Annotated in this window: 39 protein-coding genes; all 39 read left to right on the forward strand. The window is 35.6% G+C overall.

Going from position 1 to position 24934, the window contains the following annotated elements:
• Positions 1 to 245: 245 nt before the first annotated feature.
• The 39 genes from rplC (at position 246) to GKR88_05170 (ending at position 24933) form a co-directional block, all read left to right on the forward strand.
• A complete protein-coding gene (rplC, locus tag GKR88_04980) occupies positions 246 to 863 on the forward strand; it encodes a 50S ribosomal protein L3 (protein ID QMU63703.1) in 618 nt (205 codons plus the stop codon).
• Positions 863 to 1492, forward strand: a complete 630-nt coding sequence (gene rplD, locus GKR88_04985) for a 50S ribosomal protein L4 (GenBank protein ID QMU63704.1) — start codon at positions 863 to 865, stop codon at positions 1490 to 1492. The genes rplC and rplD overlap by 1 nt, the downstream gene beginning before the upstream one ends.
• 1 nt (position 1493) lies before the next feature.
• On the forward strand, positions 1494 to 1784 hold the full coding sequence (gene rplW, locus GKR88_04990; protein QMU63705.1) for a 50S ribosomal protein L23: 291 nt from the start codon (positions 1494 to 1496) through the stop codon (positions 1782 to 1784).
• A gap of 11 nt (positions 1785 to 1795) precedes the next feature.
• Positions 1796 to 2620, forward strand: a complete 825-nt coding sequence (gene rplB / locus GKR88_04995) for a 50S ribosomal protein L2 (GenBank protein ID QMU63706.1) — start codon at positions 1796 to 1798, stop codon at positions 2618 to 2620.
• A gap of 7 nt (positions 2621 to 2627) precedes the next feature.
• A complete protein-coding gene (gene rpsS, locus GKR88_05000; protein ID QMU63707.1) occupies positions 2628 to 2906 on the forward strand; it encodes a 30S ribosomal protein S19 in 279 nt (92 codons plus the stop codon).
• 8 nt (positions 2907 to 2914) lie between these two features.
• Complete coding sequence (gene rplV / locus GKR88_05005; protein QMU63708.1) at positions 2915 to 3319, forward strand: 50S ribosomal protein L22; 405 nt, start codon at positions 2915 to 2917, stop codon at positions 3317 to 3319.
• A 12-nt stretch (positions 3320 to 3331) separates the two neighbouring features.
• Positions 3332 to 4060, forward strand: a complete 729-nt coding sequence (gene rpsC, locus GKR88_05010; GenBank protein ID QMU63709.1) for a 30S ribosomal protein S3 — start codon at positions 3332 to 3334, stop codon at positions 4058 to 4060.
• Positions 4061 to 4126: 66 nt separating this feature from the next.
• Positions 4127 to 4552 (forward strand): 50S ribosomal protein L16, encoded by a 426-nt coding sequence (gene rplP / locus GKR88_05015; GenBank protein ID QMU63710.1) that lies wholly within the window; start codon positions 4127 to 4129, stop codon positions 4550 to 4552.
• A 6-nt stretch (positions 4553 to 4558) separates the two neighbouring features.
• Positions 4559 to 5509: a hypothetical protein gene (locus tag GKR88_05020; protein ID QMU63711.1), complete on the forward strand. Its 951-nt coding sequence runs from the start codon at positions 4559 to 4561 to the stop codon at positions 5507 to 5509.
• Positions 5510 to 5591: 82 nt separating this feature from the next.
• A complete protein-coding gene (rpmC, locus tag GKR88_05025; GenBank protein ID QMU63712.1) occupies positions 5592 to 5783 on the forward strand; it encodes a 50S ribosomal protein L29 in 192 nt (63 codons plus the stop codon).
• A gap of 19 nt (positions 5784 to 5802) precedes the next feature.
• Positions 5803 to 6060, forward strand: a complete 258-nt coding sequence (gene rpsQ / locus GKR88_05030; protein QMU63713.1) for a 30S ribosomal protein S17 — start codon at positions 5803 to 5805, stop codon at positions 6058 to 6060.
• 6 nt (positions 6061 to 6066) lie between these two features.
• On the forward strand, positions 6067 to 6435 hold the full coding sequence (rplN, locus tag GKR88_05035; GenBank protein ID QMU63714.1) for a 50S ribosomal protein L14: 369 nt from the start codon (positions 6067 to 6069) through the stop codon (positions 6433 to 6435).
• A gap of 12 nt (positions 6436 to 6447) precedes the next feature.
• Positions 6448 to 6756 (forward strand): 50S ribosomal protein L24, encoded by a 309-nt coding sequence (gene rplX, locus GKR88_05040; protein QMU66645.1) that lies wholly within the window; start codon positions 6448 to 6450, stop codon positions 6754 to 6756.
• 2 nt (positions 6757 to 6758) lie between these two features.
• Positions 6759 to 7313, forward strand: coding sequence for a 50S ribosomal protein L5 (rplE, locus tag GKR88_05045; GenBank protein QMU63715.1), 555 nt, complete (start codon positions 6759 to 6761; stop codon positions 7311 to 7313).
• Positions 7314 to 7583, forward strand: a complete 270-nt coding sequence (gene rpsN / locus GKR88_05050) for a 30S ribosomal protein S14 (GenBank protein QMU63716.1) — start codon at positions 7314 to 7316, stop codon at positions 7581 to 7583.
• A gap of 90 nt (positions 7584 to 7673) precedes the next feature.
• Positions 7674 to 8072: a 30S ribosomal protein S8 gene (rpsH, locus tag GKR88_05055; protein ID QMU63717.1), complete on the forward strand. Its 399-nt coding sequence runs from the start codon at positions 7674 to 7676 to the stop codon at positions 8070 to 8072.
• A gap of 12 nt (positions 8073 to 8084) precedes the next feature.
• Positions 8085 to 8630, forward strand: coding sequence for a 50S ribosomal protein L6 (gene rplF, locus GKR88_05060; GenBank protein QMU63718.1), 546 nt, complete (start codon positions 8085 to 8087; stop codon positions 8628 to 8630).
• Between the two features lie 88 nt (positions 8631 to 8718).
• A complete protein-coding gene (rplR, locus tag GKR88_05065; GenBank protein QMU63719.1) occupies positions 8719 to 9069 on the forward strand; it encodes a 50S ribosomal protein L18 in 351 nt (116 codons plus the stop codon).
• A 2-nt stretch (positions 9070 to 9071) separates the two neighbouring features.
• The gene (gene rpsE, locus GKR88_05070) at positions 9072 to 9596 is read left to right on the forward strand and encodes a 30S ribosomal protein S5 (GenBank protein QMU63720.1); all 525 of its coding nucleotides are present in this window, start codon (positions 9072 to 9074) and stop codon (positions 9594 to 9596) included.
• Positions 9597 to 9606: 10 nt separating this feature from the next.
• Positions 9607 to 9786, forward strand: a complete 180-nt coding sequence (gene rpmD, locus GKR88_05075; GenBank protein QMU63721.1) for a 50S ribosomal protein L30 — start codon at positions 9607 to 9609, stop codon at positions 9784 to 9786.
• A gap of 13 nt (positions 9787 to 9799) precedes the next feature.
• Positions 9800 to 10249: a 50S ribosomal protein L15 gene (gene rplO, locus GKR88_05080; GenBank protein QMU63722.1), complete on the forward strand. Its 450-nt coding sequence runs from the start codon at positions 9800 to 9802 to the stop codon at positions 10247 to 10249.
• A gap of 14 nt (positions 10250 to 10263) precedes the next feature.
• On the forward strand, positions 10264 to 11592 hold the full coding sequence (gene secY / locus GKR88_05085) for a preprotein translocase subunit SecY (GenBank protein ID QMU66646.1): 1329 nt from the start codon (positions 10264 to 10266) through the stop codon (positions 11590 to 11592).
• Between the two features lie 5 nt (positions 11593 to 11597).
• Entirely contained in the window at positions 11598 to 11813 is a 216-nt protein-coding gene (infA, locus tag GKR88_05090; protein ID QMU63723.1) for a translation initiation factor IF-1, read from the forward strand.
• A 93-nt stretch (positions 11814 to 11906) separates the two neighbouring features.
• Complete coding sequence (rpmJ, locus tag GKR88_05095; GenBank protein ID QMU63724.1) at positions 11907 to 12023, forward strand: 50S ribosomal protein L36; 117 nt, start codon at positions 11907 to 11909, stop codon at positions 12021 to 12023.
• A 61-nt stretch (positions 12024 to 12084) separates the two neighbouring features.
• Positions 12085 to 12450, forward strand: coding sequence for a 30S ribosomal protein S13 (gene rpsM / locus GKR88_05100; GenBank protein QMU63725.1), 366 nt, complete (start codon positions 12085 to 12087; stop codon positions 12448 to 12450).
• Positions 12451 to 12535: 85 nt separating this feature from the next.
• Positions 12536 to 12919, forward strand: coding sequence for a 30S ribosomal protein S11 (rpsK, locus tag GKR88_05105; GenBank protein ID QMU63726.1), 384 nt, complete (start codon positions 12536 to 12538; stop codon positions 12917 to 12919).
• A 76-nt stretch (positions 12920 to 12995) separates the two neighbouring features.
• Complete coding sequence (rpsD, locus tag GKR88_05110) at positions 12996 to 13601, forward strand: 30S ribosomal protein S4 (protein ID QMU63727.1); 606 nt, start codon at positions 12996 to 12998, stop codon at positions 13599 to 13601.
• A gap of 16 nt (positions 13602 to 13617) precedes the next feature.
• Positions 13618 to 14610, forward strand: coding sequence for a DNA-directed RNA polymerase subunit alpha (locus tag GKR88_05115; protein ID QMU63728.1), 993 nt, complete (start codon positions 13618 to 13620; stop codon positions 14608 to 14610).
• Between the two features lie 286 nt (positions 14611 to 14896).
• Positions 14897 to 15391 carry a 50S ribosomal protein L17 gene (gene rplQ, locus GKR88_05120; GenBank protein ID QMU63729.1) on the forward strand — a complete coding sequence of 165 codons (495 nt, stop codon included), beginning with the start codon at positions 14897 to 14899 and terminating at the stop codon, positions 15389 to 15391.
• 58 nt (positions 15392 to 15449) lie between these two features.
• Positions 15450 to 15947 carry a hypothetical protein gene (locus GKR88_05125; protein QMU63730.1) on the forward strand — a complete coding sequence of 166 codons (498 nt, stop codon included), beginning with the start codon at positions 15450 to 15452 and terminating at the stop codon, positions 15945 to 15947.
• 67 nt (positions 15948 to 16014) lie between these two features.
• On the forward strand, positions 16015 to 16227 hold the full coding sequence (locus GKR88_05130; protein QMU63731.1) for a hypothetical protein: 213 nt from the start codon (positions 16015 to 16017) through the stop codon (positions 16225 to 16227).
• 52 nt (positions 16228 to 16279) lie between these two features.
• Positions 16280 to 17221, forward strand: a complete 942-nt coding sequence (locus GKR88_05135) for a hypothetical protein (GenBank protein QMU63732.1) — start codon at positions 16280 to 16282, stop codon at positions 17219 to 17221.
• Positions 17222 to 17235: 14 nt separating this feature from the next.
• Complete coding sequence (locus GKR88_05140; GenBank protein QMU63733.1) at positions 17236 to 17541, forward strand: hypothetical protein; 306 nt, start codon at positions 17236 to 17238, stop codon at positions 17539 to 17541.
• Positions 17542 to 17567: 26 nt separating this feature from the next.
• On the forward strand, positions 17568 to 18677 hold the full coding sequence (gene carA / locus GKR88_05145; protein QMU63734.1) for a glutamine-hydrolyzing carbamoyl-phosphate synthase small subunit: 1110 nt from the start codon (positions 17568 to 17570) through the stop codon (positions 18675 to 18677).
• Between the two features lie 717 nt (positions 18678 to 19394).
• Positions 19395 to 20681: a phosphopyruvate hydratase gene (locus tag GKR88_05150; GenBank protein QMU63735.1), complete on the forward strand. Its 1287-nt coding sequence runs from the start codon at positions 19395 to 19397 to the stop codon at positions 20679 to 20681.
• Positions 20682 to 20698: 17 nt separating this feature from the next.
• Positions 20699 to 20905, forward strand: a complete 207-nt coding sequence (locus GKR88_05155; GenBank protein ID QMU63736.1) for a hypothetical protein — start codon at positions 20699 to 20701, stop codon at positions 20903 to 20905.
• A gap of 141 nt (positions 20906 to 21046) precedes the next feature.
• On the forward strand, positions 21047 to 22333 hold the full coding sequence (locus GKR88_05160; protein QMU63737.1) for a citrate synthase: 1287 nt from the start codon (positions 21047 to 21049) through the stop codon (positions 22331 to 22333).
• Between the two features lie 233 nt (positions 22334 to 22566).
• Positions 22567 to 23520 carry an arginase gene (locus tag GKR88_05165; protein QMU63738.1) on the forward strand — a complete coding sequence of 318 codons (954 nt, stop codon included), beginning with the start codon at positions 22567 to 22569 and terminating at the stop codon, positions 23518 to 23520.
• 318 nt (positions 23521 to 23838) lie between these two features.
• On the forward strand, positions 23839 to 24933 hold the full coding sequence (locus tag GKR88_05170; GenBank protein QMU63739.1) for an IS4 family transposase: 1095 nt from the start codon (positions 23839 to 23841) through the stop codon (positions 24931 to 24933).
• Position 24934: the final 1 nt, after the last annotated feature.

Raw genomic sequence — 24934 nt, forward strand, 5'->3', positions numbered from 1 at the left:
AATAAGGATGTTACTTTTATAGAGAATGCACGCCAAAAGTGTTTTGGTAACATGTCCCGAGCAGTTGACAAGGGAAAGACGGTAAAAAAATAGATTCGGGGTGGAGGCTGTTTTTACCCTGTTTTTTTGAAATGAACTTAAAGGAAAATGAATAAAGTAAAACCTAAACAGAAAACGAACAAATGTTCACTCTTTGAATCTTTCAATATTTAAATAAAATTATAGTAAATCTTTAACTAATACATATGTCCGGGTTAATAGGAAGAAAAATCGGAATGACCAGTTTATTTGATGAAAACGGGAAAAATATTCCCTGTACGGTCATTGGAGCAGGTCCGTGTATTGTTACCCAAGTCAGAACCAAAGAGGTTGACGGCTATGATGCCTTACAATTGGGTTTCGATGACAAAAAAGCAAAAAGAATTAACAAACCTCTGGAAGGCCATTTTAAGAAAGCCGGTACGCCTGCTAAAAGGAAAGTTACCGAATTTCAAGGATTTGAAGAAACCTATACATTGGGAGATGTTGTTACGGTAGCCCATTTTATTGAAGGTGAATTTGTCGATATTTCGGGAATTTCAAAAGGAAAAGGATTTCAGGGTGTTGTAAAACGTCATGGATTTGGTGGTGTAGGACAAGCAACTCACGGTCAGCATAACCGTTTGCGAGCTCCGGGTTCCATAGGTGCCGCATCTTATCCGGCCAGGGTTTTCAAAGGAATGAAAATGGCAGGAAGAATGGGCGGAAAAAAAGTAAAGGTTCAAAACCTACGAGTTTTAAAAGTAGTTCCGGAAAAGAATTTACTGGTTGTAAAAGGAGCAGTCCCCGGCCATAAAAACGCATATATAACGATTCGGAAATAATGAAAGTAGCAGTTGTAGATATCAATGGTAAGGATACGGGTAGAAAGGCAGAACTTTCTAAAGAAGTATTCGAAATAGAACCTAATGACCATGCAATTTATTTGGATGTAAAGCAGTACTTGGCAAATCAAAGACAGGGAACGCACAAAGCCAAAGAAAGAGCAGAGGTTATGGGAAGTACAAGAAAAATCAAAAAACAAAAAGGAACAGGAACAGCTCGTGCAGGCAGTATCAAATCGCCGATATTTAGAGGAGGAGGTCGTGTTTTCGGACCAAGACCAAGAAGCTATTCTTTTAAATTGAACAAAAATCTAAAGCGTTTGGCGCGTAAGTCTGCCCTCAGTATTCAGGCAAAAGATAATAATTTGGTAGTCATCGAAGATTTTAATTTTGATACGCCAAGTACAAAGGACTTTGTCAATGTACTAAAATACCTGGCTTTAGACACTGAGAAGTCATTGTTTGTATTGGGCGGATCGAATAATAATGTATATTTGTCGTCTCGAAATTTAAAAACTTCTAAAATTGTAAGTAGCTCAGGGCTACATACTTACAATATTTTAAATGCAAATAAAATAGTGATTTCCGAAAGCTCTTTGGCAGGAATTAATTCAAATTTAAGCAAATAGGATGAGTATTTTAATAAAACCTATTATTACGGAAAAAGCAACAAACGACAGCGAGCTATTCAACCGCTATGCGTTTGTTGTAGACAAAAGAGCTAATAAATTAGAGATTAAAGATGCGGTAGAAACTGCATACGGAGTTTCAATTTCCAGTGTGAAAACGTTAAACTACCCTTTAAAAAGGACTACCAAGTTCACAAAAAAGGGGGTAGTGGTGAGTACAAAAAGCGCTTATAAAAAAGCAATTGTGCAGTTAGAGGATGGAGATAGTATTGATTTTTATAATAATTTGTAAAAGAAGATAGCATGTCAGTTAGAAAATTAAAACCGATAACACCGGGCCAGCGTTTTAGAGTTGTCAACGAGTTCGATGCTATCACAACTGATAAGCCCGAGAAAAGTTTACTGGCTCCTAAAAAAAGATCCGGAGGCCGAAACAATCAGGGTAGAATGACTACACGAAATATTGGTGGAGGGCATAAAAGAAGATATCGTATCATCGATTTTAAAAGGGATAAAAAAGAGGTGCCCGGAATTGTAAAAACGATTGAGTACGATCCGAACCGTACGGCATTTATTGCCTTAATACATTATACGGATGGCGAAAAACGTTATGTGATTGCACAAAGCGGCCTGCAAGTAGACCAAACCATTATTTCCGGTGCCGGGGTTGCTCCGGAGATCGGCAATGCAATGCCTTTAAGTGATATTCCGATGGGAACCACCATTTCATGTATAGAGCTACGGCCGGGACAAGGTGCTGTCATGGCACGTTCTGCGGGTTCTTTTGCGCAGTTAATGGCAAAAGAAGGTAAATATGCTACTGTGAAACTGCCTTCGGGAGAAACAAGATTGGTCTTATTGACCTGTGTGGCTACCATTGGAGTGATATCAAATTCCGATCATCAATTAATAGTATCCGGAAAGGCCGGTAGAAGCAGATGGTTGGGGAGAAGGCCAAGAACCAACGCTGTAAGAATGAACCCTATAGATCATCCAATGGGTGGTGGAGAAGGACGCTCTTCCGGAGGGCATCCGCGCTCCAGGAACGGGATTCCTGCAAAAGGATTTAAAACCAGATCTAAAACCAAAGCAAGTAATAAATATATTCTGGAGCGTAGAAAGAAATAACTAAATTATGGCAAGATCATTAAAAAAAGGACCATACGTTCATTATAAATTAGAGAAAAAAGTAATGGCAAATATTGAATCCGGAAAAAAACCGGTAATCAAAACCTGGTCCAGGGCAAGTATGATTACCCCTGATTTTGTAGGCCAGACAATAGCAGTACATAATGGGCGCCAGTTCGTTCCTGTATATATTACTGAGAATATGGTAGGACATAAATTAGGCGAATTTTCACCAACACGTTCATTTAGAGGGCATGCAGGTGCAAAAAATAAAGGAAAAAAATAAATCAGGAAATGGGAACTCGTAAGAAAAACAGGGCAAACCAATTAAAAGAAGTTAAAAAGCAAAGAGTTTTTGCTAAGCTTGTTAACTGCCCGACATCACCGAGAAAAATGCGTTTGGTTGCAGATCAAATAAGAGGAATAGAAGTAGAAAAAGCACTTCAAATTTTAAAATTTAGCCCTAAAGAAGCATCCGGGAATCTGGAGAAATTATTATTATCTGCAATTGCAAACTGGCAGGTAAAAAACGAAGATGCAAGTATTGAAGATGCGGCGTTGTATGTAAAATCTGTTTGTGTGGACAGCGCAGGAATGTTAAAACGATTAAGACCTGCTCCGCAAGGTCGTGCTCACAGGATACGTAAGAGATCAAATCATGTTACTATTGAGTTGGGTGCAAAAAATATCAGTAATTAATCATTAGTAGAAATGGGTCAAAAAACGAATCCGATAGGAAATCGACTAGGAATTATCAAAGGATGGGAATCTAACTGGTACGGAGGCAAGAACTATGGCGATAAAATTGCTGAAGATGAGAAAATAAGAAAATATATCAATGCCAGGTTATCCAAAGCAAGTGTTTCTCGTATCATCATTGAACGTACACTCAAACTGGTAACCGTTACGATCACTACGGCACGCCCTGGAATTATTATTGGTAAAGGAGGCCAGGAAGTAGACAAGTTAAAAGAAGAGCTCAAGAAAATTACAGATAAGGAAGTTCAGATTAATATTTTTGAAATTAAACGGCCTGAGCTTGACGCAAAATTAGTAGCAGCCGGTATTGCCCGCCAGATTGAAAATAGAATTTCGTATAAAAGAGCTATTAAAATGGCTATTGCTGCTACGATGAGAATGAGTGCGGAGGGAATTAAAATACAGATTTCCGGTCGTTTAAACGGTGCGGAGATGGCGCGTTCGGAGCACTACAAAGAAGGTAGGATTCCACTATCTACATTTAGAGCAGATATTGATTATGCGTTGGTTGAAGCACATACCACTTACGGAAGGTTAGGTGTGAAAGTGTGGATTATGAAAGGAGAAGTATATGGCAGGAGAGAATTATCTCCATTAGTAGGATTGTCTAAAAAACAAACCAGTATTCATAGTAATAAAAGTACAGGTGCTATAAAACGCCAACCTCACAGGAGAAAATAGATTTTTGATATAGGGAATTATAATTGATTCGGTGATTGAGCAAATCGGCAAATAAAAAGTAAAAGAATGTTACAGCCAAAAAGAGTAAAATATCGTAAGGTACAAAAGGGGAAAGGGAATATGAAAGGCATTTCGGGCAGAGGGAATCGACTTTCCAATGGAATGTTTGGAATCAAATCTCTTGATCAGAATTTATTAACCTCTCGCCAGATTGAAGCAGCTCGTATTGCAGCAACTCGTTATATGAAAAGAGAAGGGCAACTTTGGATTAAAATTTTTCCGGACAAACCCATTACCAGGAAGCCGTTGGAGGTTCGTATGGGAAAGGGTAAAGGAGCGCCCGATCATTTTGTTGCCGTAGTAAAACCGGGTAGAATTTTGTTTGAAGTTGGCGGCGTATCAATGGATATTGCAAAAGAAGCCTTGCGCCTGGCCGCGCAAAAGCTTCCTGTAAGGACAAAATTTATAATAGCAAGAGATTTTCAAGCTTAGAAAAGAATGAAACGAATTATTATTTTTTTGGTACTCTCTTTAGTGATTATACAGGTCAGTTGCGATGCCAATGATAATAAGGCAAAAAGTGATGTATCCGCAGAGAAATTAAAAGGTAAAGTAAAAAGGGTTAGTTTGCTAACATATAAACCCATAGAAAAATTTGGAGAGATTATAAAAGACGGAGAGACTCCAATTAGTATACATACCATATACTTTAACGATAAAGGATATAGAACTGAAGAAAATAAAATAGATTCAACGGGAAATAAAGAATTGGAGATATTTTATACATACGATGCAAAAGGAAACAGAACGGAGAGTCGTTGGAGCTATCCTGCAAATAAGGAACGTAATCACAAATACACTTACTCTTATGATGAAAAAAGGAACTTAATAGAAATTATTAAAAATAAGCTCGATGGGAATCCGGAGTTTAAGATTACTTATCAGTATGATGAAAAAGGAAATAAAACAGGAGAAAAGACATATGATTTTGATAGTAAACAGGAATATAAACTTGTCTATAAATATGACACAGAGGGAAATAATATAGAAAAAAACGGCTATGACACAAAAGATAGCTTGTTGTATAAAATAATTAATAAGTACGATACAAAAAATAAGCTGTCTAAAGAAAACAGGTATAAATCCGACGGAAGTTTGGAGTACAGATATAATTATAGCTATGATGAAAAAGGAAATAATACGGAAAAGAGCTGGTATAATGTTGCTCAACTACTGGTATACAGGTTTGTTTACGAATATGATGAAAATGGAAGTGAAGTGGAAAAAACAGCAAATGTGTCTAACGGAAGCCTAATATATAAATACAGAAGTAACTATGAATATGATGCACATAACAATTGGGTAAGAAAGGTAACAGCGGATGAAAAAACAGATATTAGAAAACCTGTTTCCATAGAAGAAAGAAAGATTGAATATTATGGAAATTAAAACGGGATATAGGTTTTAATTAAAAAGAATAAGAGACTAATACCGGATTTAATGAAGAAGGTTAGCTCAAATTATAAAAGAAATGAAACAGTCAGAAATTATAGAATTGTCAACAGCAGATTTACAAGAGAAACTCGGAGTGTTGAAAAAAAAATATACTGATCTTAAGATGGCACACGCTATAACTCCATTGGAAAACCCATTGCAGTTAAGAACCTTAAGAAGAACTGTAGCAAAATTTGCAACAGAGCTAACCAAAAGAGAAAACGAATAATTCTAAGTCAGTTTTAAAGATGGAAAATAGAAATCTTAGAAAAGAAAGAATAGGTGTTGTTTCCAGTAACAAAATGGAAAAATCCATTGTGGTTTCGGAAATAAAGAGAGTAAAACACCCAATGTATGAAAAGTTCGTATTGAGAACCAAAAAATACGTTGCACATGACGAGCAGAACGACTGCAATGAAGGTGATACCGTCAGAATTATGGAAACACGCCCTATGAGTAAATCCAAGCGTTGGAGATTAGTGGAAATTCTAGAAAGAGCTAAATAATATGATATGTTACAGACAGAATCAAGATTAAAAGTAGCAGATAATACCGGGGCAAAAGAAGTTCTGGTAATCAGAGTTTTAGGAGGAACAAAAAAACGCTATGCCGATGTTGGAGATAAAATTGTAGTTACTGTAAAGTCTGCAACTCCAAACGGAACCGTTAAAAAAGGCCAGGTATCCAGAGCTGTTGTCGTTCGTACTAAAAAAGAGGTAAGGCGTAAAGACGGGTCATATATCAGGTTTGATGATAACGCATGCGTGCTTTTAAACCCCACTGAAGAGATGAGAGGAACTCGTGTATTTGGCCCTGTAGCTCGTGAATTACGAGAGAAACAATTTATGAAGATCGTATCATTGGCACCCGAAGTGCTTTAAAAAGTATAGATGATGGTAAAATTTAAAATCAAGGTTGGAGATACTGTTAAAGTGATTGCAGGAGATCATAAAGGATCCCAAGGTAAGGTTTTACAAATCCTCAGAGATAAAAACCGGGCTTTTGTAGAAAGGGTGAACGTAGTTTCCAGACATACAAAACCAAATGCTCAAAACCCGCAAGGAGGTATCGTAAAAAAAGAAGCTTCCATTCATATCTCTAATTTAGGATTGGTAGAAAATGGTGAAGCAGTAAGAGTAGGGTATAGAATGGAAGATGATAAAAAAGTTAGATTTTCAAAAAAATCCGATAAAGTAATATAATCATGAGTTATGTGCCAAGATTAAAAGAGGAATACAAGAGCAGAGTGGTAAAAGCCCTAGCCGATGAATTTAGCTATAAGAGTGTCATGCAAGTACCTAAATTACAAAAGATTGTAGTTAGCAAAGGTGTGGGAGGAGCTGTAGCCGATAAGAAATTAATTGATTATGCCGTAGATGAGTTAACAACGATTACAGGCCAAAAAGCAATTGCTACCATATCTAAAAAAGATGTTGCATCTTTTAAATTGCGTAAGGGAATGCCAATTGGATCAAAAGTTACTTTACGTGGTGATAAGATGTATGAATTTTTAGACAGACTGATTACGGCATCTCTGCCTCGCGTAAGAGATTTTGGTGGGATCAAAGCGAATGGATTTGACGGTAGAGGCAATTATAATTTGGGAATTACCGAGCAAATCATTTTCCCCGAAATTAGCATAGACCAGATAAAGAAAATCAATGGTATGGATATTACGTTTGTAACGTCCGCTGCCACTGATAAAGAAGCAAAATCATTATTAGGAGAATTAGGATTACCATTTAAAAAAAACGAATAGATGGCTAAAGAATCAATGAAAGCTCGTGAGGTAAAAAGAGCAAAAACGGTTGCTAAATATGCAGAAAAAAGAAAAGCTTTGAAAGAAGCCGGAGATTATGATGCATTGCAAAAGTTGCCGAAAAATGCTTCTCCGATTAGAATGCACAATCGCTGTAAACTAACAGGAAGACCAAAAGGGTATATGCGCCAGTTTGGGATTTCTCGTGTAACGTTCCGCGAGATGGCAAATAAAGGATTAATACCAGGTGTAAAAAAAGCAAGCTGGTAAGTAAATTAAAATTATTAATTGGTTTCAGGTTTAGCGATTAAAATGAAACAATAGAGAGATTGTTAAAAACCAAAACCGCAAACTAAATATATGTATACAGATCCAATCGCAGATTTTCTAACCAGAATTAGAAATGCAATTTCTGCAGGACACAGAGTAGTTGAAGTTCCTGCTTCAAATTTGAAGAAGGAAATGATTAAAATTTTATTTGATCAGGGATATATTTTAAGCTATCAATTTAATGATAGTACGGTTCAAGGTACTATTAAGATTGCCATAAAATATGATAGGAATACAAAAGAGTCCGTCATCAGAAAGATTCAGAGAATTAGTACGCCGGGGTTGCGTAAATATGTCAGTGCAAAGGAAATGCCCAGGGTGTTAAACGGGCTTGGTATTGCTATTGTCTCTACTTCTAAAGGGGTGATGACTAATAAAAAAGCGCGTCAGGAAAATGTCGGAGGAGAGGTAATCTGCTATGTTTATTAAACTATTAAGAAGATGAGTAGAATAGGAAAAAACCCAATTAGTATTCCACAAGGTGTGGAAGTTAATATAAATGGAACAACGGTAACTGTAAAAGGAAAGTTGGGAGAATTGACCCAGGAAATTTCCGAAGGAATTACTTTGAAAGTTGAAGATGCTACTCTTACTTTAGAAAGAGCATCGGAAAGTAAAAAACACAAAGCTGAACATGGATTGTACAGAGCCCTGATTAGTAATATGGTAGCAGGAGTAAATAAAGGATTTACCAAAGAATTGGAACTGGTAGGTGTGGGTTACAGAGCTTCTAACCAAGGACAAAAGTTGGATCTGGCATTAGGTTTTTCTCATAGTATTGTTCTGGAATTAGCTCCCGAAGTAAAAGTAGAGACTGTTTCGGAGAAGGGAAAAAACCCGATAGTTAAATTGACTTCTCATGACAAACAATTGGTAGGTCAGGTAGCTGCGAAAATCCGTAGTTTTCGTAAACCGGAACCCTATAAAGGAAAAGGAATTAAGTTTGTAGGTGAAGAAATAAGAAGAAAAGCAGGTAAATCTGCATAATTGTATGAGTTGGAAAGTTGAAAATTGGAACTTTCAAAGTTCTTTTAAAACGATTCAACGTTCAAAATTCAGAACTAATAATTAGATTATGGCATTATCAAAGCTTGAAAGAAGAACCAGAATTAAGTACAGGATCAGAAAGATTATTTCCGGAACTGCTTCTAAACCGAGATTATCTGTATTTAGAAGTAATAAGGAGATTTATGCACAATTGATAGATGATGTAAATGGGATAACGATTACCAGCGTTTCATCAAGAGATAAAGACATTAAGACGACTTCTAAATCCGAAGCCGCTGCTGCGGTCGGAAAAGTGATAGCAGAAAAAGCTTCCAAATCCGGGGTAGAAACGGTCGCTTTCGACAGAAACGGGTATTTATATCATGGCAGAGTTAAAGTATTGGCAGAAGCTGCCAGAGAAGCCGGTTTAAAATTTTAATAATTATGCAAGGTTATAAAAACGTAGAAAGAGTGAAACCAAGCGGATTAGAGCTTGTAGACAGGTTGGTAGGTGTACAACGTGTTACTAAAGTTACAAAGGGAGGTAGAGCTTTCGGGTTCTCTGCCATTGTAGTTGTAGGTGATGGAAAAGGTGTTGTGGGACATGGTTTGGGAAAATCCAAAGATGTTTCTTCGGCAATTGCAAAAGCCGTGGAGGACGCGAAAAAAAATTTGGTAAGAATTCCAATCTTAAACGGTACACTGCCTCATGAACAAAAAGGAAAATACGGAGGAGCTAAAGTATTTATAAAACCAGCCTCAAACGGTACCGGGGTTATTGCAGGTGGCGCTGTGCGTGCTGTGTTGGAATCTGTAGGGATTCACGATGTATTGTCAAAATCCCAAGGATCATCGAATCCTCATAATGTGGTAAAAGCTACTTTTGATGCACTGTTGCAATTGAGAAGTGCTGCGGTGATTGCAAAGCAAAGAGGTATTTCTCTGGAAAGGGTATTTAACGGGTAAATCTAAGACGATGGCAAAAATTAAAGTTACACAGGTAAAAAGTAAAATAGGGCATCTTCAGAAGCAAAAGAGAACTCTTGAAGCATTAGGTTTGCGAAAAATGAACCAAACTGTAGAACATGAAGCCGGCCCTACCATTATGGGTATGATAAATAAAGTGAAACATTTAGTTTCTGTAGAAGAAATTTAATACGAGATATAAGATGAATTTACATAACTTAAAACCGGCAGAAGGTTCTGTAAAAAAGAGTAAAAGGATTGCCAGAGGAGAAGGATCCGGAAAAGGCGGTACAGCTACCAGGGGTCATAAAGGGGCAAAATCCCGTTCGGGTTATTCCAGAAAAATTGGATTTGAAGGAGGTCAAATGCCGCTTCAAAGACGAGTGCCTAAGTTTGGTTTTACGAATATAAACCGCAAGGAATATGCTGGGATCAATTTGGATACATTACAAGAACTAGTTGATCATAAGAAAATTGCCGATACGGTAGATTTGGAGATTTTAGTTGCTAATGATGTTGTGGGTAAAAACGATTTAGTGAAAATTTTAGGTCGCGGAGCATTAAAAGCTTCATTGACTGTTACCGTACATAAATTTACTACAAATGCAAAAGCAGCTATTGAGGCTGTCGGTGGAAAAGCAGTTACTTTATAAAATTTACACCTATGATGAATTTTATAAATATATTAAAAAATATTTGGAAGATAGAAGAATTAAAGAATAGAATTCTTCTGACCATTGGTTTAATTGCCGTATATCGTTTTATGGCTCAGATTCCTTTGCCGGGAATTGACCCTACGCAATTAACAGCACTAAAACAAAGTACTGAAGGAGGCGGACTTTTAGGCTTATTGAATGTATTTACAGGAGGAGCTTTTGCCAGAGCTTCAGTAATGGCATTGGGTATTATGCCTTATATCTCTGCGTCTATTGTTGTACAATTAATGGGGATTGCCGTGCCCTATTTACAAAAACTGCAGAAGGATGGAGAAAGTGGCAGAAAAAAAATTACGCAGATTACAAGATGGCTTACCATTGCTATTACATTGGTGCAAGGCCCAACATATATTGCAACCATCCAAAACTCTTTCGGATTACCGGCGGAAGCATTTTTAGTCGGCGGAGCAACGTTTTGGTTATCTTCTATGATTATCCTGACGGCAGGAACCATTTTTGCGATGTGGTTAGGAGAGCGTATTACCGATAAAGGTGTCGGAAACGGAATATCGCTATTGATTACCGTGGGGATTATTGCAAACTTCCCTGCAGCTTTTGTTCAGGAATTAGTTTCTAAAACCACCGGAGCCGGAGCAGGCGGAATTATGATGATCTTAATTGAGATCATTGTTTGGTTTGTCATTATTTTATTGACCGTATTGTTAGTCACTGCAGTTCGTAAAATTACGGTGCAGTATGCCAGAAGAACAAGAGTAGGCAACATTCAAAATGCAACAAGTTCCAGGGATTATATTCCATTAAAGCTAAATGCAGCAGGTGTAATGCCCATCATTTTTGCACAGGCCATTATGTTTTTACCGTTGGCATTAGCGAAGAAATTTCCTGTTTTGAATGATTTACAAAACATCAACGGATTATGGTATAATGTGGTTTTTGCACTATTAATTATCATATTTAGTTTCTTTTATACTGCAATTACTATTCCTACTAACAAAATGGCAGAAGACCTGAAAAGAGCCGGCGGATTTATACCGGGAATCAGGCCGGGAAAAGATACCGCTGAAAGATTAGATAGCGTATTGTCCAGAATAACCTTTCCGGGGTCTTTATTTTTAGCAGCATTATCCATACTACCGGCAATTGTCGTTCAATTTGGCGTTCAACAAAACTGGTCATTGTTTTACGGAGGAACTTCATTAATTATTATGGTAGGTGTTGCTATAGATACCATTCAACAAGTAAATTCGTACTTATTAAATCGTCATTACGACGGTTTAATGAAAACGGGAAGTAGTGGCAATAGAAAATTATCTAAATAATATATATGGCAAAGCAACCGGCGATTCAACAAGATGGAACCATAACAGAAGCATTATCAAATGCGATGTTTCGTGTGGAATTAGAGAATGGGCATATTGTAACAGCTCATATATCCGGTAAAATGCGTATGCATTATATCAAATTATTACCGGGGGATAAAGTAAAATTAGAAATGAGTCCTTATGATTTATCAAAAGCAAGGATTACTTATAGATATTAAAAACTAGTTGCAAAGTTTGTAAAGTAAAAAATTGTAAAGCTATCCTCACAACTTTTAAACTTTACAACTTTTAAATTTTTAACGTAAAGAAAAATGAAAGTTAGAGCATCCGTAAAAAAAAGAAGTGCAGATTGTAAAATTGTACGTAGGAAGGGCAGATTATATGTAATTAATAAACAAAACCCCAGATTTAAACAAAGACAGGGATAAAGTAGTGGTTAAGTGTTAAAATTTTTAACCCCAATACCAAACTACTAAAACTAATTTTAATATGGCAAGAATAGCAGGTATAGACATTCCGAAGAACAAAAGAGGAGTTATTGCATTAACTTATATCTTTGGTATAGGAAAGAGCAGAGCTAAAGAAATTTTAGCAAATGCAAAAGTTGACGAAAGCATTAAAGTTCAGGATTGGACTGATGATCAAATAGCAGCAATTAGAGAACAAGCAGGTACCTATACTATAGAAGGCGAGTTACGATCTGAAGTTCAGCTGAGCATTAAACGCTTGATGGATATAGGATGCCAACGGGGAATCAGACACAGAGCCGGATTACCTTTAAGAGGCCAGAGAACTAAAAATAATTCCAGAACAAGAAAAGGTAAAAGGAAAACAGTAGCGAATAAGAAAAAATAATAAAATAGTGGTTAACTTTTAGTACAATGGTATTCTTTGAAAGCATATTGGCAACTTATAAACAGCGACTAACAACTATAAAATTATGGCAAAAACAAGTTCAAAAAAACGTAAAGTAATTATAGAATCGATTGGAGAAGCACATATTCATGCATCATTCAATAATATTATTATTTCTTTAACTAATAAGAAAGGTGATGTTATTGCCTGGTCGTCGGCAGGGAAAATGGGTTTTAGAGGTTCTAAAAAGAATACCCCTTATGCTGCTCAGTTATCTGCAGAGGATTGTGCCAGAGTTGCTCATGAAGCTGGTTTGCGCAAAGTAAAAGTGTATGTGAAAGGGCCTGGAAATGGTAGAGAATCTGCTATCAGGTCTATTCACAATGCAGGGATTGAAGTTACCGAAATTGTCGATGTGACTCCGGTTCCGCACAATGGTTGTCGTCCACCAAAAAGAAGACGGGTATAATAAATTTTAATAGATAGGAATTTAGATTATCGAAGGAATAGCCTTAATTCATAATTCCTATCATAACTAGTTAAAAATGGCAAGATATACAGGACCAAAAACTAAAATTGCTCGTAAGTTTGGCGAAGCGATTTTTGGCGAAGACAAAAGTTTCGAAAAAAGAAATTACCCTCCGGGACAGCATGGAAATAACAAAAGACGAGGAAAGAAATCCGAATATGCTGTTCAATTAATGGAAAAGCAGAAAGCAAAATATGCATACGGTATATTGGAGCGTCAGTTTAGTAACTTATTTAAGAAGGCATCTCGCTCTAAAGGAATTACAGGAGAAGTTTTATTACAATTGTGTGAAGCTCGTTTGGATAATGTAGTATATCGTTTTGGTATTGCAAATTCCAGAAGAGGAGCACGTCAATTCGTATCTCACAGGCATATTACCGTAAATGGAGAAATTGTAAATATTCCTTCATACTCTTTAAAAGAAGGCGATATTGTTGCCGTAAGAGAAAAATCGAAATCATTGCAGGTTGTTGAGGATTCATTAGCATCTTCCCATACTGTTTATGAATGGCTAAGCTGGAATGCAGATAAGAAAGAAGGAGCTTTCGTGAAATCCCCTGAGAGAATACAAATCCCCGAAAATATCAAAGAACAATTAATCGTAGAGTTATACTCTAAATAATTCTGATAAACACACTATGGCAATTTTAAATTTTCAAAAGCCCGATAAAGTCATCATGGTAGAATCTACAGATTTTTCTGGGAGATTTGAATTCAGACCTCTTGAACCAGGGTTTGGTTTAACGGTAGGGAATGCTTTAAGAAGAGTATTGTTGTCTTCTTTGGAAGGTTTTGCAATTACATCTTTAAGGATTGATGGTGTAGAACATGAGTTTTCTACCATTGAGGGTATCGTAGAAGATGTAACTGAAATTATTTTAAATCTAAAACAAGTACGCTTAAAAAAGCAAATTGATGAAACTGATAAAGAAACCGTATCTGTTGCAGTGTCCGGACAGGAACAATTAACCGCGGGTGATTTACAAAAATTTATATCAGGATTTCAGGTATTAAACCCTGATTTGGTAATCTGTAATATGGATACCTCTGTAAAATTAAACATGGAGCTTACCATAGAAAAAGGTAGAGGATTTGTATCTGCGGAAGAAAATAAAAGCCCCGGAACACCCATTGGTACTATTTTTACGGACTCCATTTACACTCCGATAAAGAATGTAAAATATGCCATTGAAAATTTCCGTGTAGAACAAAAAACAGACTATGAAAAACTAATTTTTGATATTGATACGGATGGGTCTATAAATCCAAAGGATGCATTAACAGAAGCAGCTAAAATCTTAATTCATCACTTTATGTTATTCTCAGATGAGAGGATTACTTTAGAAGCCGATGAAATAGCTCAGACTGAAACATATGACGAAGAATCGTTGCACATGCGTCAATTATTAAAAACAAGACTAATCGATATGGATTTGTCTGTTAGAGCTTTAAATTGCCTAAAAGCAGCTGAAGTAGATACCTTAGGAGATTTAGTATCTTTTAATAAGAGTGATTTAATGAAATTCAGAAATTTTGGTAAAAAATCATTGACTGAATTGGAAGAACTGGTAAATGTTAAGGGGTTAAATTTTGGAATGGATTTAACAAAATATAAATTAGATAGAGATTAAAAAATGTAGATAATAGAATAAAAGGTATAGACTTAAAGATTAAAATGAAAACAATTTTCAACAAAATAGAACAAAAAAATCTAGTATCTAATCTAACATCTAACGAACTCGTTTAGACTTTTTGGGTTTAAGCGAAAATTAGAAGTTTTTAGATCTGTTGAAGGCTTTTTTGAGTTGTATAGCAGTGCTACGGAAGGAAAAAAAGACAAGAACAGAGCAGAAAACAGCAATTTTTTAGCAAATTCAAAAAATCTAAACGAGTTCAACATCTAAAATCTAAAAAACAATGAGACACGGAAAAAAGTTTAATCATTTAAGTAGAAAAACGGCTCATAGAAAATCAATGTTAGCAAATATGGCCTGTTCATTAATAGAGCACAAACGAATTAACACAACCGTAGCCAAGGCAAAAGCCTTACGGGTGTTTGTTGAGCCGCTGTTAACAAAATCCAAGCAAGACACAACACATAATAGAAGAGTTGTATTTAGCTATTTGAGAAACAAGTATGCAGTAACGGAATTATTTAAAGAAATAGCTGTTAAAATTGCAGACAGGCCGGGAGGATATGTACGTATTATTAAATTAGGAAACCGCCAGGGAGATAATGCCCCGATGGCAATGATGGAATTAGTTGACTATAATGAATTGTATAATCCCAAAGGGAAGAAAGCCAAGAAATCAACTCGTAGGAGTAGAAGTAAAAAAACGACCAATGAACCTGTAGCAGAAGGAGAGGCCGTAGAAGTAGAAAAAACGACCACTAAAGAAACTTCAGAATAATATGAAGGTGATATCAAATTATATAAAAAGGATAAACGTAAATGCTTATCCTTTTTTTATGAACTCATTTAAACTTTTTGGATGTAAGCGAAAATTAGAAGTTTTTAACTCTGTTGAAAGCTTTTTTGAGTTGCATAGCAGTGCTACGGAAGGAGAAAAGTTCTTTATGTCAAAAAAAATAAATTATAAAATTTTAATATGTAGTTTGATACTATTTGTTTTTATGACGAACCCTGTCTGTTCACAAAACTTACCTTCTATTGTTAATGAGGGTAATTACCTGAAATCTGATCAATTAAAATCGAATTACGAAGAAACGATAGAAGGTTCTATCTACCTTACAAAAGAATTTAAGCCTTTGATGGTAACAGTGAATCGTGAAAAAATAACATATCCCGAAGCGATCTATGATATAAAGAATAGTGGGTTTATTGTAAAAAAACAAAATGGCTCTCTGGCAGTTATAGATGATACAAAAATCACCGAAATATTATTTGAAGGGCAGAGATTTAAAAAAATAGATGGGATATATTACGTAATGCTGTTTGAAGTTTGAAGGGGTGCATAACATTTTGTCGCGAAATAGTTATTTTTAAGGATTAACTTTTAAAAGCGACACCATTATGATTAGCGAAGAGGAATTTTTAGCCCAAGCCAAGAAGCGTTATCAAGCGATAGCAAAATTATCAAACATAAAGAGTTACTATGATTACGAAAAGACTTTTGATCAAATATGGACGGACTATGGTCGAGAGGTTTTAGAGAGAAGTATAAGCGAACCATCTAAAGACAGGCGTAAAAAAAAACTTATCACGTTACGGAAAGATAGAGATTAACAACACTCATCCCTTTAGTGAAAAAGTCAATGGATTTAAGATAAGTCCCTATATGCAAGACAAAATGATTTATATTGGTCAAAACGATTGTTATGGAGATGGTCATGAAGTTTTATCGAATCTTCTAGGTGTTTCAGTCAATGCGATGCAGCTTTACAGAGTCACAGACTTTTATGGTGGTTTATTAGAGCAAGAAAAAGTATTGGAGGTTGATGCCGTTGAACCTGATATTCTTAAGGTAGATAACCAAGAGTGCATATATGCTATGGTCGATGGGTCGATGCTTTTCACTCGGGAAGAGGCTTGGAAAGAAGTAAAATTAGGCAGAATTTTTAAACAGAGTAGCTGTATGGACATATCAAATAAACGTGGATGGATACGCCATTCGTTGTATGAAGCATATTTAGGCAAAGCTGATAAGTTTACAGATAGAATGGATAGATACTTAGGCTGTTACAGGAGTATTGATAAGCGACTGATTTTTGTTGGTGATGGTGCTAGATGGATATGGAAATGGGTAGATCAACATTACCCTTTTGCCACACAAATATTGGATTGGTATCATGCTTTAGAACATTTACACGATTTTGCTAAGGTTTGTCTCTCTAATCAAGAGTCATATAACAGTTGGGTTGGTCAACAGGAGCAACTACTAAAAAACAGTCAAGTAAATCAAGTCATTGAGAATATCAAAAACTTAGAATTGACAAAGCAAAATCAACGTAAACAACAAAGCCAACTTATCACATATTATACCGAAAATAGGTCGCGTATGGACTATCAGCAATATCAAAATACAGGAGCAGGTATTATAGGATCTGGAGCCATAGAAGCAGCTAACAGGGAGGTTGTTCAAAAAAGAATGAAACTCTCTGGACAACGTTGGTCTAAAATTGGAGCTCAAAATATGCTCACATTAAGAACAACTAAACTGAGTGATAAATGGAACAAAGTAGTTAACCTAATCTGTACTGAGAAAAATAAAGCTGCTTAAAACGACAAAATGTTATGCACCCGTTTGAAGGAATGTACTCTTTTTTAAAATCATATCAACTTGTTATTGTAAGCGGAGCAAAAGACCCGATTTCCCAGAGTAAAATCTCATCTGATAAATATGCTCATAAAGAAATGTATTACTACCTTATAAATGACGAGATAAATAAGTTAAAACTTAATAAAAAAGGAATTGTAAAAGTTTTTGGTAAAGAAAATTTCACAATAGTTAAAAAATATGCTAAAAAACAGAAGCTATCTTTTAGAGATGAAAAGGATGTCATTCACATTTTTACTTACTATAACTCTCAACTTAAATAAGTTTTTAATATTTTTTGTTGCAAATTATGAAATATAAACATAGAACAAAAGCGTTGATTTTATTATCGGACGGAACTATTTTTTATGGAAGATCCGTAGGTGTCAAAGGAACAGCTACCGGTGAAATTTGTTTTAATACGGGGATGACGGGCTACCAGGAAATTTTTTCAGATCCGTCTTACTATGGGCAGTTAATGGTAACTACCAATGCACATATAGGAAATTATGGAATACGTCATGAAGAAGTAGAGTCCGAGGGGATTAAAATTGCAGGTTTGGTATGTAGAAATTTCAGTTATTCACACTCAAGGGCAGGTGCCGATGGAAATTTAGCCGACTGGTTTACAAAACACAATTTGGTAGCTATCTCTGATGTAGATACCAGAGCATTAGTAACCCACATTCGAGATAAAGGAGCTATGAATGCGATCATCTCTACAGATATAGACAATATAGATGTATTGAAATCTCAATTAGCCGATACGCCAGATATGGAAGGTTTGGAGCTAGCATCCAAAGTGTCTACAAAAACACCTTACTATATAGGGAATGAAAACGCACCTTATAAAGTGGCGGCTTTGGATATTGGAATAAAAAAGAACATATTACGAAATATAGTAAAAAGAGAGGTTTATGTAAAAGTATTTCCATACAATGCCGGTTTTGAAGAATTGGAAGCATTTAACCCTGACGGCTATTTTATTTCAAATGGACCGGGAGACCCTGAACCGTTAAAAGATGCACGAAATGTGGCGAAAGAAATTATGAAACGAAACTTGCCTCTGTTTGGTATATGCTTGGGGCATCAGGTGATTGCACTGGCAAATGGAATTTCAACTTATAAAATGCACAATGGACATAGAGGAATTAATCATCCTGTTAAGAATATAATTACAGGCAAAGGAGAAATTACTTCTCAAAATCACGGATTTGCTATTGATAAAGAAGAAACAGAGGCACATCCTGATATAGAGATTACTCATATACATTTAAACGATCATACGGTAGCAGGTATTAGAATGAAAAATAAGAATTGTTTTTCAGTTCAATACCATCCTGAAGCAAGCCCGGGACCCAGTGATGCGGAATATCTGTTTGATCAATTCATTGAGAATATTAAAAAACAAAAGAAATAGACGTATTATTGCTTATTTCTATATTTTAGGGCTATTTTTACCATTCATCTATAAATAATAGCTTTCTAACGATTTTTTTTGGTAAGCATCCAAATACGAATTACTTTTGTAATCAGGTGATATTTATATCACTTTCTTTTTCATAGCAATTTTCCCACTCTTAGGAGTGGGTTTTTTTTAGGAGTATTCAGTACATATAGCCAAATCAAAATAACTTGACATAAATAAGAGCTGTAGATACATTTTAAAACAAGACCGCTTTGCTACTGGAATTAAGAATAAAGACAGCTATAGTTCTTGGCCCTAGGATCAATAGATATTTAAATGATGACATTTTATATTGGTTCAACTATAAGTATTTTGTGTCAACGGAAGAACTTTTACACTTTGCGACTTTCAACCTTCATTACGAAGTTCTAATGTATAATCCGGGTTTAACCAATAGAAATCGTTTTCGTAATAAATGCCACTTCTTATCGGGAAAAATATTTCTTATTGTGTACATTAGCATTCGTAAAAAAGATACTAAAACGAGACCTTTGCAGAATTGATTTGACAAAAAAGTTCGACGCCCGAAGAAAATTTTGAACCGGAGTAACCTGTTGGTTTTGAGGATTTAAAATTTTAGGAAAGGAAGAAATTTGAAGTCAAATCAATTCAAATACGGAATGTATCACTATTTTGCAAAGGTCTCAAAACATTAAAAACAATAGCGAAATGAGTAGTATAGTTAACATTCATGCACGTCAAATTTTTGATTCGAGAGGAAATCCAACGGTAGAAGTAGATGTAACTACGGAGAGTGGAATTATGGGTAGGGCAGCCGTTCCGTCCGGGGCGTCAACCGGAGAACATGAAGCAGTGGAGTTAAGAGATGATGGAGAAACCTATATGGGAAAAGGAGTTTTAAAAGCAGTTGAGAATGTAAATATATTAATTACTCAAGAGTTGTTGGGAGTTTCAGTTTTTGAACAAAACCGGATCGATCAATTAATGATTGACTTAGATGGAACCGCTAACAAATCTAAGTTGGGAGCCAATGCCATTTTGGGAGTTTCTTTAGCCATAGCCAAGGCTGCAGCAAATGAACTGGGAATGCCTTTATATAGATATGTAGGTGGAGTTTCTGCAAATACACTGCCGGTACCTATGATGAATATTATCAATGGAGGTTCTCATTCGGACGCTCCAATAGCGTTTCAGGAATTTATGATCATGCCGGTAAAAGCAAAAACTTTTACAGAAGCAATGCAGATGGGATCTGAGATTTTTCATCACCTGAAAAAAGTGTTACACGATAGAAACTTGTCTACGGCGGTAGGAGATGAAGGAGGATTTGCCCCCACCTTAGACGGAACAGAAGATGCTTTGGATACGATTGCTTTAGCCGTTAAAAATGCCGGATATGTGTTTGGAGAAGAGATCATGATTGCATTGGATTGTGCAGCTGCAGAGTTTTATGTCGATGGAAAATACGACTATTCAAAATTTGAAGGAACAGCCGGTAAGATCAGAACAAGTCGGGAACAAGCTGATTATTTGGCAACATTAGCAGCAAATTATCCAATCATCTCTATTGAAGATGGGATGGATGAAAATGACTGGGAAGGATGGAAATATTTAACTGACAAAATAGGAGATAAAGTACAACTGGTAGGAGATGACTTATTTGTCACGAATGTAACACGTTTATCCAGAGGAATTGAAAATAGAATTGCAAATTCGATATTGATTAAAGTAAATCAGATAGGTACACTTACAGAAACAATAGCTGCTGTAAATATGGCTAAGAACGCAGGATATACCTCGGTCATGAGTCATCGTTCCGGAGAAACAGAGGACAATACAATTGCAGATTTAGCAGTCGCACTCAATACCGGGCAAATTAAAACAGGGTCTGTGTCGCGATCAGATAGAATGGCGAAATATAATCAGCTACTGCGTATTGAAGAAACGTTAGGGAAAACTGCTTTTTTCCCTCAGGAAAAGGCATATAAAGTATAATACTCTTATGTTTTTAATTGAACTCATTTAAACTTTTTGGATTTAAGCGAACATTAGAAGTTTTTAGATATGTTGAAAGCTTTTTTGAGTTGCATAGCAGTGCTACGGAAGGAAAAAAAGATAAAAACAGAGCTAAAAACAGCAATTTTTTAGCAAATTCAAAAAGTTTAAACGAGTTCATTATTAAACCTCATAGGTTTTCAATATCTGTGAGGTTTTGGTGATCATTTGAGGTATTTTAATACAGTTCTTAATTTTACAACTTTCAAACGATATATTATATCCAAAAACTATAGTGGTGATCTTGCAAAAGTTCTATAAAATGAACTATATTTGTTACACATGGTAAATTAAAAAAACAAATAATGCCAAGTAAAGCAATACTACAAGTAGAAGGAAAATCGTATGAATTTCCGTTAGTAAAAGGAACTGAAAAAGAAATAGCAATTGACGTAAAAACAATGAGGGGGGTAACAAACGGGGTCATTACAATTGATCCGGGATTTAAAAATACAGGATCGTGTTTGAGTGAAATTACATTCTTAGACGGAGAAAAAGGAGTTTTGAGGTACAGAGGATATGCTATTGAGGAGTTGGCGGAAAAAGCCAGTTTTTTAGAAATATCTTACTTGCTAATTTTTGGAGATTTACCGACAGAAAATCAACTTTTAAAATTTCATAATGATATTAGAAGTCAGGCAATTGTAGATGATGATATCAAGAAAATTTTAGATGCTTTTCCCAGAACAGCACACCCAATGGGAGTATTGTCATCTTTAACAAGTGCGTTAACGGCTTTTAATGCCTCATCAGTGAATGTAGACTCAGAAGAGGATATGTACCGTGCTATTGTGAAAATAATAGGTAAGTTCCCTGTTTTGGTAGCTTGGACCATGCGTAAAAAGGAAGGATTGCCTTTAAATTACGGCTCAAATTCATTAGGATATGTAGAAAATGTTTTGAAGATGATGTTTGAAAGGCCGGATCAGGAATATGCAATAAACCCCGTTATAAAAAATGCTTTAGACAAATTATTAATTCTTCACGCGGATCATGAACAAAATTGTTCTACCTCTACCGTAAGAATTGTAGGATCTTCTCATGCAGGATTATTTGCATCTTTATCTGCAGGGATATCTGCCCTTTGGGGTCCCCTTCATGGTGGAGCCAATCAAGCTGTGTTGGAAATGTTGGAAGCAATTAGAGAAGATGGAGGAGATACAAAAAAATATATGGCAAAAGCAAAAGATAAAAATGATCCTTTCCGATTAATGGGCTTTGGACATAGGGTGTATAAGAATTTTGATCCTAGAGCAAAAATCATAAGAGTTGCTGCAGATCAGGTATTGGATGATCTGGGTGTGAAAGACCCAATATTGGAAATTGCTAAAGGATTAGAACAAGAAGCATTGAAAGACCCTTATTTTGTAGAAAGAAAACTATACCCGAATGTAGATTTTTATTCAGGGATTATTTATCGTGCAATGGGAATTCCTGTTGAAATGTTTACGGTTATGTTTGCACTGGGACGCTTGCCGGGTTGGATTGCTCAATGGAGGGAAATGCGTTTGAATAAAGAGCCCATTGGCCGCCCGCGTCAAATTTATACCGGAAAAAAACTAAGAGAATTTGTAGCGATCTCCGAAAGATAAATTTTTTTTCGATAATTTGGACAAAGCTTCTTAACTTTATGAGGTTTTATTATATTTATTGAACATCCGTTGGTATGACTGAAATAGTAATAATAGGACATTTTTGAGATCTTTGAATTTGTAATTCATTGATTATCAATAAGCGTATATTATAATTTTTTACTATTCAGTCAAAGAACACAATTAGGAATCATAATGGATCATCAACTTTATATTTTAATCAATCAAACCGAATGGAAATAAAAATTATTAAAAACAGATCCGATATCGGAGCAGGTACCAGAGGCTCGGATATGGGAATAGATGCTATGGAAATAGCAGCTATTAATAAATCTAGTGATTATTTCTATCAATTTGATTTTGAAGATGTGGCAACAGAGAATGAGTCCATATATAACAAAGTAAATAACTCTTTCGCAAAAAGAATACAAAGTGTTTTAAACCAATGCATCAGGTTAAGTAACCATGTAAAAGTAACGCTTCAAAAAAAGAATTTCCCTATTGTTATTTCCGGAGATCATTCGTCTGCTTTGGGAACTATTAGCGGAGTAAAAGGTGCATTTCCTACGAAAAGAGTGGGCGTGGTATGGATAGATGCACATGCCGATCTTCACTCTCCGTATACCTCACCTTCAGGAAATATTCATGGAATGCCCCTTTCCGCAGCTTTGGGAGAAGACAATTTAGATTATCAGATTAATGAAATAGCCAGAGAAACTTCCGAGCTATGGGAACGCATAAAAAACATAGAGATTCCCGTAACTAAAGCTTTAGCAGAAGATGTTGTGTATTTTGGGGTTAGAGATATAGAGGATTCGGAAGATCAACAGATTGAAAAATTAGGAATTAAAAAGTATACAGTAGCCGAGATCCGCTATAGAGGCCTCGAAAAATGCGTTGGTGAGGCATTGAAAAGGTTATCAGCATGCGATATTATGTATATTTCTTTTGATGTGGATTCTATGGATTGTGATATGATCTCTTATGGTACGGGAACCCCGGTTACAAAAGGATTTGACCCGTATGAAATCATTGCTATTATCAATACACTTGTGGAAAGCGGAAAAGTTGTTTGTATTGAATTTGCAGAAATCAATCCGTTACTTGATTCTAAAGGAAATAAAATGGCTGAAACAGCTTTTGAAATCTTAGAAGAAATAACAAAAGCAATACAAAAATCAAATTAATATTCTTCATAAGAGATTAATGCGTACCCCATACAATTGTAACGTATGATTCATTGGCGGGCAAGAAATTAAGCAAATAAAAAAACATGTGAAATGGTGCCGATAGCTTTTTATATCTTATTGAAGCTTTTGAAAGGGAAGTGCTCGTTGTATGATAGCAGAAGTTTTTTATCGAAAGTTCATTAAGAAATATTAAAATAGACTTTAGTACATGACAAAAAATATAATTAATTGATTATCAGTAAATTAAATGTTAAATAATTAAAATAAAGCATTGATTTTCAGTATATTAGAAGAATAACATCACTCATTTTTCTAATGAAAAAAACCAATGCTTCCACTAAAAGTAGTGAATTAAATTCAGTTTTAAGTTCTCATTTCCAAGGTAAGATCAATTTGGCAAGAATCAAACTCATATCACATTTCATTATCGCCCTCTGTAAGGTACAGACAGTTACCTTTGAAAAGGTAGCCAACGCTTTTGAGACCTCAGTAGATTCGAAGTCATCACTCAGACGTATTCAAAGATTTATTGCTGATTATTCGTTGGATGGAGATTTGATCGCTCGTCTTATATTTAGTCTCCTTCCTAAGCAAGAGGGATTGATCTTGAGTATTGATAGGACCAATTGGAAGTTTGGTCAGACCAACATCAACATTTTTAAGTTGGGAGTTGTCTATAAAGGTGTTGCCTTCCCATTGTTATTTACTATGTTAGATAAGCCAGGGAACTCTAACAGTCAGGAGCGTATTGATCTTGTGAATCGTTTCATAAGACTTTTTGGCAAAGATGTTATTAAATCCATTGTAGCCGATAGAGAGTTTGTAGGTAATCATTGGTTGGATTTCTTGAATACAAATGGAATCAAATATTATATCCGCATTCGAAACAACTTTAAGGTAGAGCTTCCTGATAAGAACAAAACCATCAAAGTATTTCACTTGTTTAATCCACATAAGATCAATGAGTTTGTGTATTATCCTAAAATTGTACGTGTTAATGGTCAGCTTTGTTTCCTTTCCGGATGCAAGTTGTACCCAAAAAATGGAAAGCCTGATTTCTTAATCATTGTATCGTTCAACGCTCCTGATAAGGCCTTTGAACAATACAAAGAACGATGGCAGATAGAGATGTGTTTTAAAGCAATGAAAGCCAGTGGCTTTGATATTGAAAACACACACCTGCAAGATATTAAGCGTATTGAAAAATTAGTACTGTTTGTAATGATGGCTTTCGTATGGTGTTACAAAGTTGGTATATATTTACATCAGATTAAGCCTATCAAAATAAAAAAGCATGGAAGAATGGCTAAAAGCATATTCAAATATGGATTAGATTATATCGCTTCTGTGCTATTAAACCCTGTAAATCAAAACAATATGAACTTGACTAAATTTTTGTCATGTACTTAGA

It is taken from the genome of Flavobacteriaceae bacterium (assembly GCA_014075215.1).
In the GTDB taxonomy this organism is placed as follows: domain Bacteria; phylum Bacteroidota; class Bacteroidia; order Flavobacteriales; family Flavobacteriaceae; genus Polaribacter.

Bases quoted from the DNA above. Each gene is read 5' to 3' on its own strand.
- rplC (QMU63703.1), top strand. From the start codon at position 246: ATGTCCGGGTTAATAGGAAGAAAAATCGGAATGACCAGTTTATTTGAT.
- rplD (QMU63704.1), top strand. From the start codon at position 863: ATGAAAGTAGCAGTTGTAGATATCAATGGTAAGGATACGGGTAGAAAG.
- rplW (QMU63705.1), top strand. From the start codon at position 1,494: ATGAGTATTTTAATAAAACCTATTATTACGGAAAAAGCAACAAACGAC.
- rplB (QMU63706.1), top strand. From the start codon at position 1,796: ATGTCAGTTAGAAAATTAAAACCGATAACACCGGGCCAGCGTTTTAGA.
- rpsS (QMU63707.1), top strand. From the start codon at position 2,628: ATGGCAAGATCATTAAAAAAAGGACCATACGTTCATTATAAATTAGAG.
- rplV (QMU63708.1), top strand. From the start codon at position 2,915: ATGGGAACTCGTAAGAAAAACAGGGCAAACCAATTAAAAGAAGTTAAA.
- rpsC (QMU63709.1), top strand. From the start codon at position 3,332: ATGGGTCAAAAAACGAATCCGATAGGAAATCGACTAGGAATTATCAAA.
- rplP (QMU63710.1), top strand. From the start codon at position 4,127: ATGTTACAGCCAAAAAGAGTAAAATATCGTAAGGTACAAAAGGGGAAA.
- GKR88_05020 (QMU63711.1), top strand. From the start codon at position 4,559: ATGAAACGAATTATTATTTTTTTGGTACTCTCTTTAGTGATTATACAG.
- rpmC (QMU63712.1), top strand. From the start codon at position 5,592: ATGAAACAGTCAGAAATTATAGAATTGTCAACAGCAGATTTACAAGAG.
- rpsQ (QMU63713.1), top strand. From the start codon at position 5,803: ATGGAAAATAGAAATCTTAGAAAAGAAAGAATAGGTGTTGTTTCCAGT.
- rplN (QMU63714.1), top strand. From the start codon at position 6,067: ATGTTACAGACAGAATCAAGATTAAAAGTAGCAGATAATACCGGGGCA.
- rplX (QMU66645.1), top strand. From the start codon at position 6,448: ATGGTAAAATTTAAAATCAAGGTTGGAGATACTGTTAAAGTGATTGCA.
- rplE (QMU63715.1), top strand. From the start codon at position 6,759: ATGAGTTATGTGCCAAGATTAAAAGAGGAATACAAGAGCAGAGTGGTA.
- rpsN (QMU63716.1), top strand. From the start codon at position 7,314: ATGGCTAAAGAATCAATGAAAGCTCGTGAGGTAAAAAGAGCAAAAACG.
- rpsH (QMU63717.1), top strand. From the start codon at position 7,674: ATGTATACAGATCCAATCGCAGATTTTCTAACCAGAATTAGAAATGCA.
- rplF (QMU63718.1), top strand. From the start codon at position 8,085: ATGAGTAGAATAGGAAAAAACCCAATTAGTATTCCACAAGGTGTGGAA.
- rplR (QMU63719.1), top strand. From the start codon at position 8,719: ATGGCATTATCAAAGCTTGAAAGAAGAACCAGAATTAAGTACAGGATC.
- rpmD (QMU63721.1), top strand. From the start codon at position 9,607: ATGGCAAAAATTAAAGTTACACAGGTAAAAAGTAAAATAGGGCATCTT.
- rplO (QMU63722.1), top strand. From the start codon at position 9,800: ATGAATTTACATAACTTAAAACCGGCAGAAGGTTCTGTAAAAAAGAGT.
- secY (QMU66646.1), top strand. From the start codon at position 10,264: ATGAATTTTATAAATATATTAAAAAATATTTGGAAGATAGAAGAATTA.
- infA (QMU63723.1), top strand. From the start codon at position 11,598: ATGGCAAAGCAACCGGCGATTCAACAAGATGGAACCATAACAGAAGCA.
- rpmJ (QMU63724.1), top strand. From the start codon at position 11,907: ATGAAAGTTAGAGCATCCGTAAAAAAAAGAAGTGCAGATTGTAAAATT.
- rpsM (QMU63725.1), top strand. From the start codon at position 12,085: ATGGCAAGAATAGCAGGTATAGACATTCCGAAGAACAAAAGAGGAGTT.
- rpsK (QMU63726.1), top strand. From the start codon at position 12,536: ATGGCAAAAACAAGTTCAAAAAAACGTAAAGTAATTATAGAATCGATT.
- rpsD (QMU63727.1), top strand. From the start codon at position 12,996: ATGGCAAGATATACAGGACCAAAAACTAAAATTGCTCGTAAGTTTGGC.
- GKR88_05115 (QMU63728.1), top strand. From the start codon at position 13,618: ATGGCAATTTTAAATTTTCAAAAGCCCGATAAAGTCATCATGGTAGAA.
- rplQ (QMU63729.1), top strand. From the start codon at position 14,897: ATGAGACACGGAAAAAAGTTTAATCATTTAAGTAGAAAAACGGCTCAT.
- GKR88_05125 (QMU63730.1), top strand. From the start codon at position 15,450: ATGAACTCATTTAAACTTTTTGGATGTAAGCGAAAATTAGAAGTTTTT.
- GKR88_05130 (QMU63731.1), top strand. From the start codon at position 16,015: ATGATTAGCGAAGAGGAATTTTTAGCCCAAGCCAAGAAGCGTTATCAA.
- GKR88_05135 (QMU63732.1), top strand. From the start codon at position 16,280: ATGCAAGACAAAATGATTTATATTGGTCAAAACGATTGTTATGGAGAT.
- GKR88_05140 (QMU63733.1), top strand. From the start codon at position 17,236: ATGCACCCGTTTGAAGGAATGTACTCTTTTTTAAAATCATATCAACTT.
- carA (QMU63734.1), top strand. From the start codon at position 17,568: ATGAAATATAAACATAGAACAAAAGCGTTGATTTTATTATCGGACGGA.
- GKR88_05150 (QMU63735.1), top strand. From the start codon at position 19,395: ATGAGTAGTATAGTTAACATTCATGCACGTCAAATTTTTGATTCGAGA.
- GKR88_05160 (QMU63737.1), top strand. From the start codon at position 21,047: ATGCCAAGTAAAGCAATACTACAAGTAGAAGGAAAATCGTATGAATTT.
- GKR88_05165 (QMU63738.1), top strand. From the start codon at position 22,567: ATGGAAATAAAAATTATTAAAAACAGATCCGATATCGGAGCAGGTACC.
- GKR88_05170 (QMU63739.1), top strand. From the start codon at position 23,839: ATGAAAAAAACCAATGCTTCCACTAAAAGTAGTGAATTAAATTCAGTT.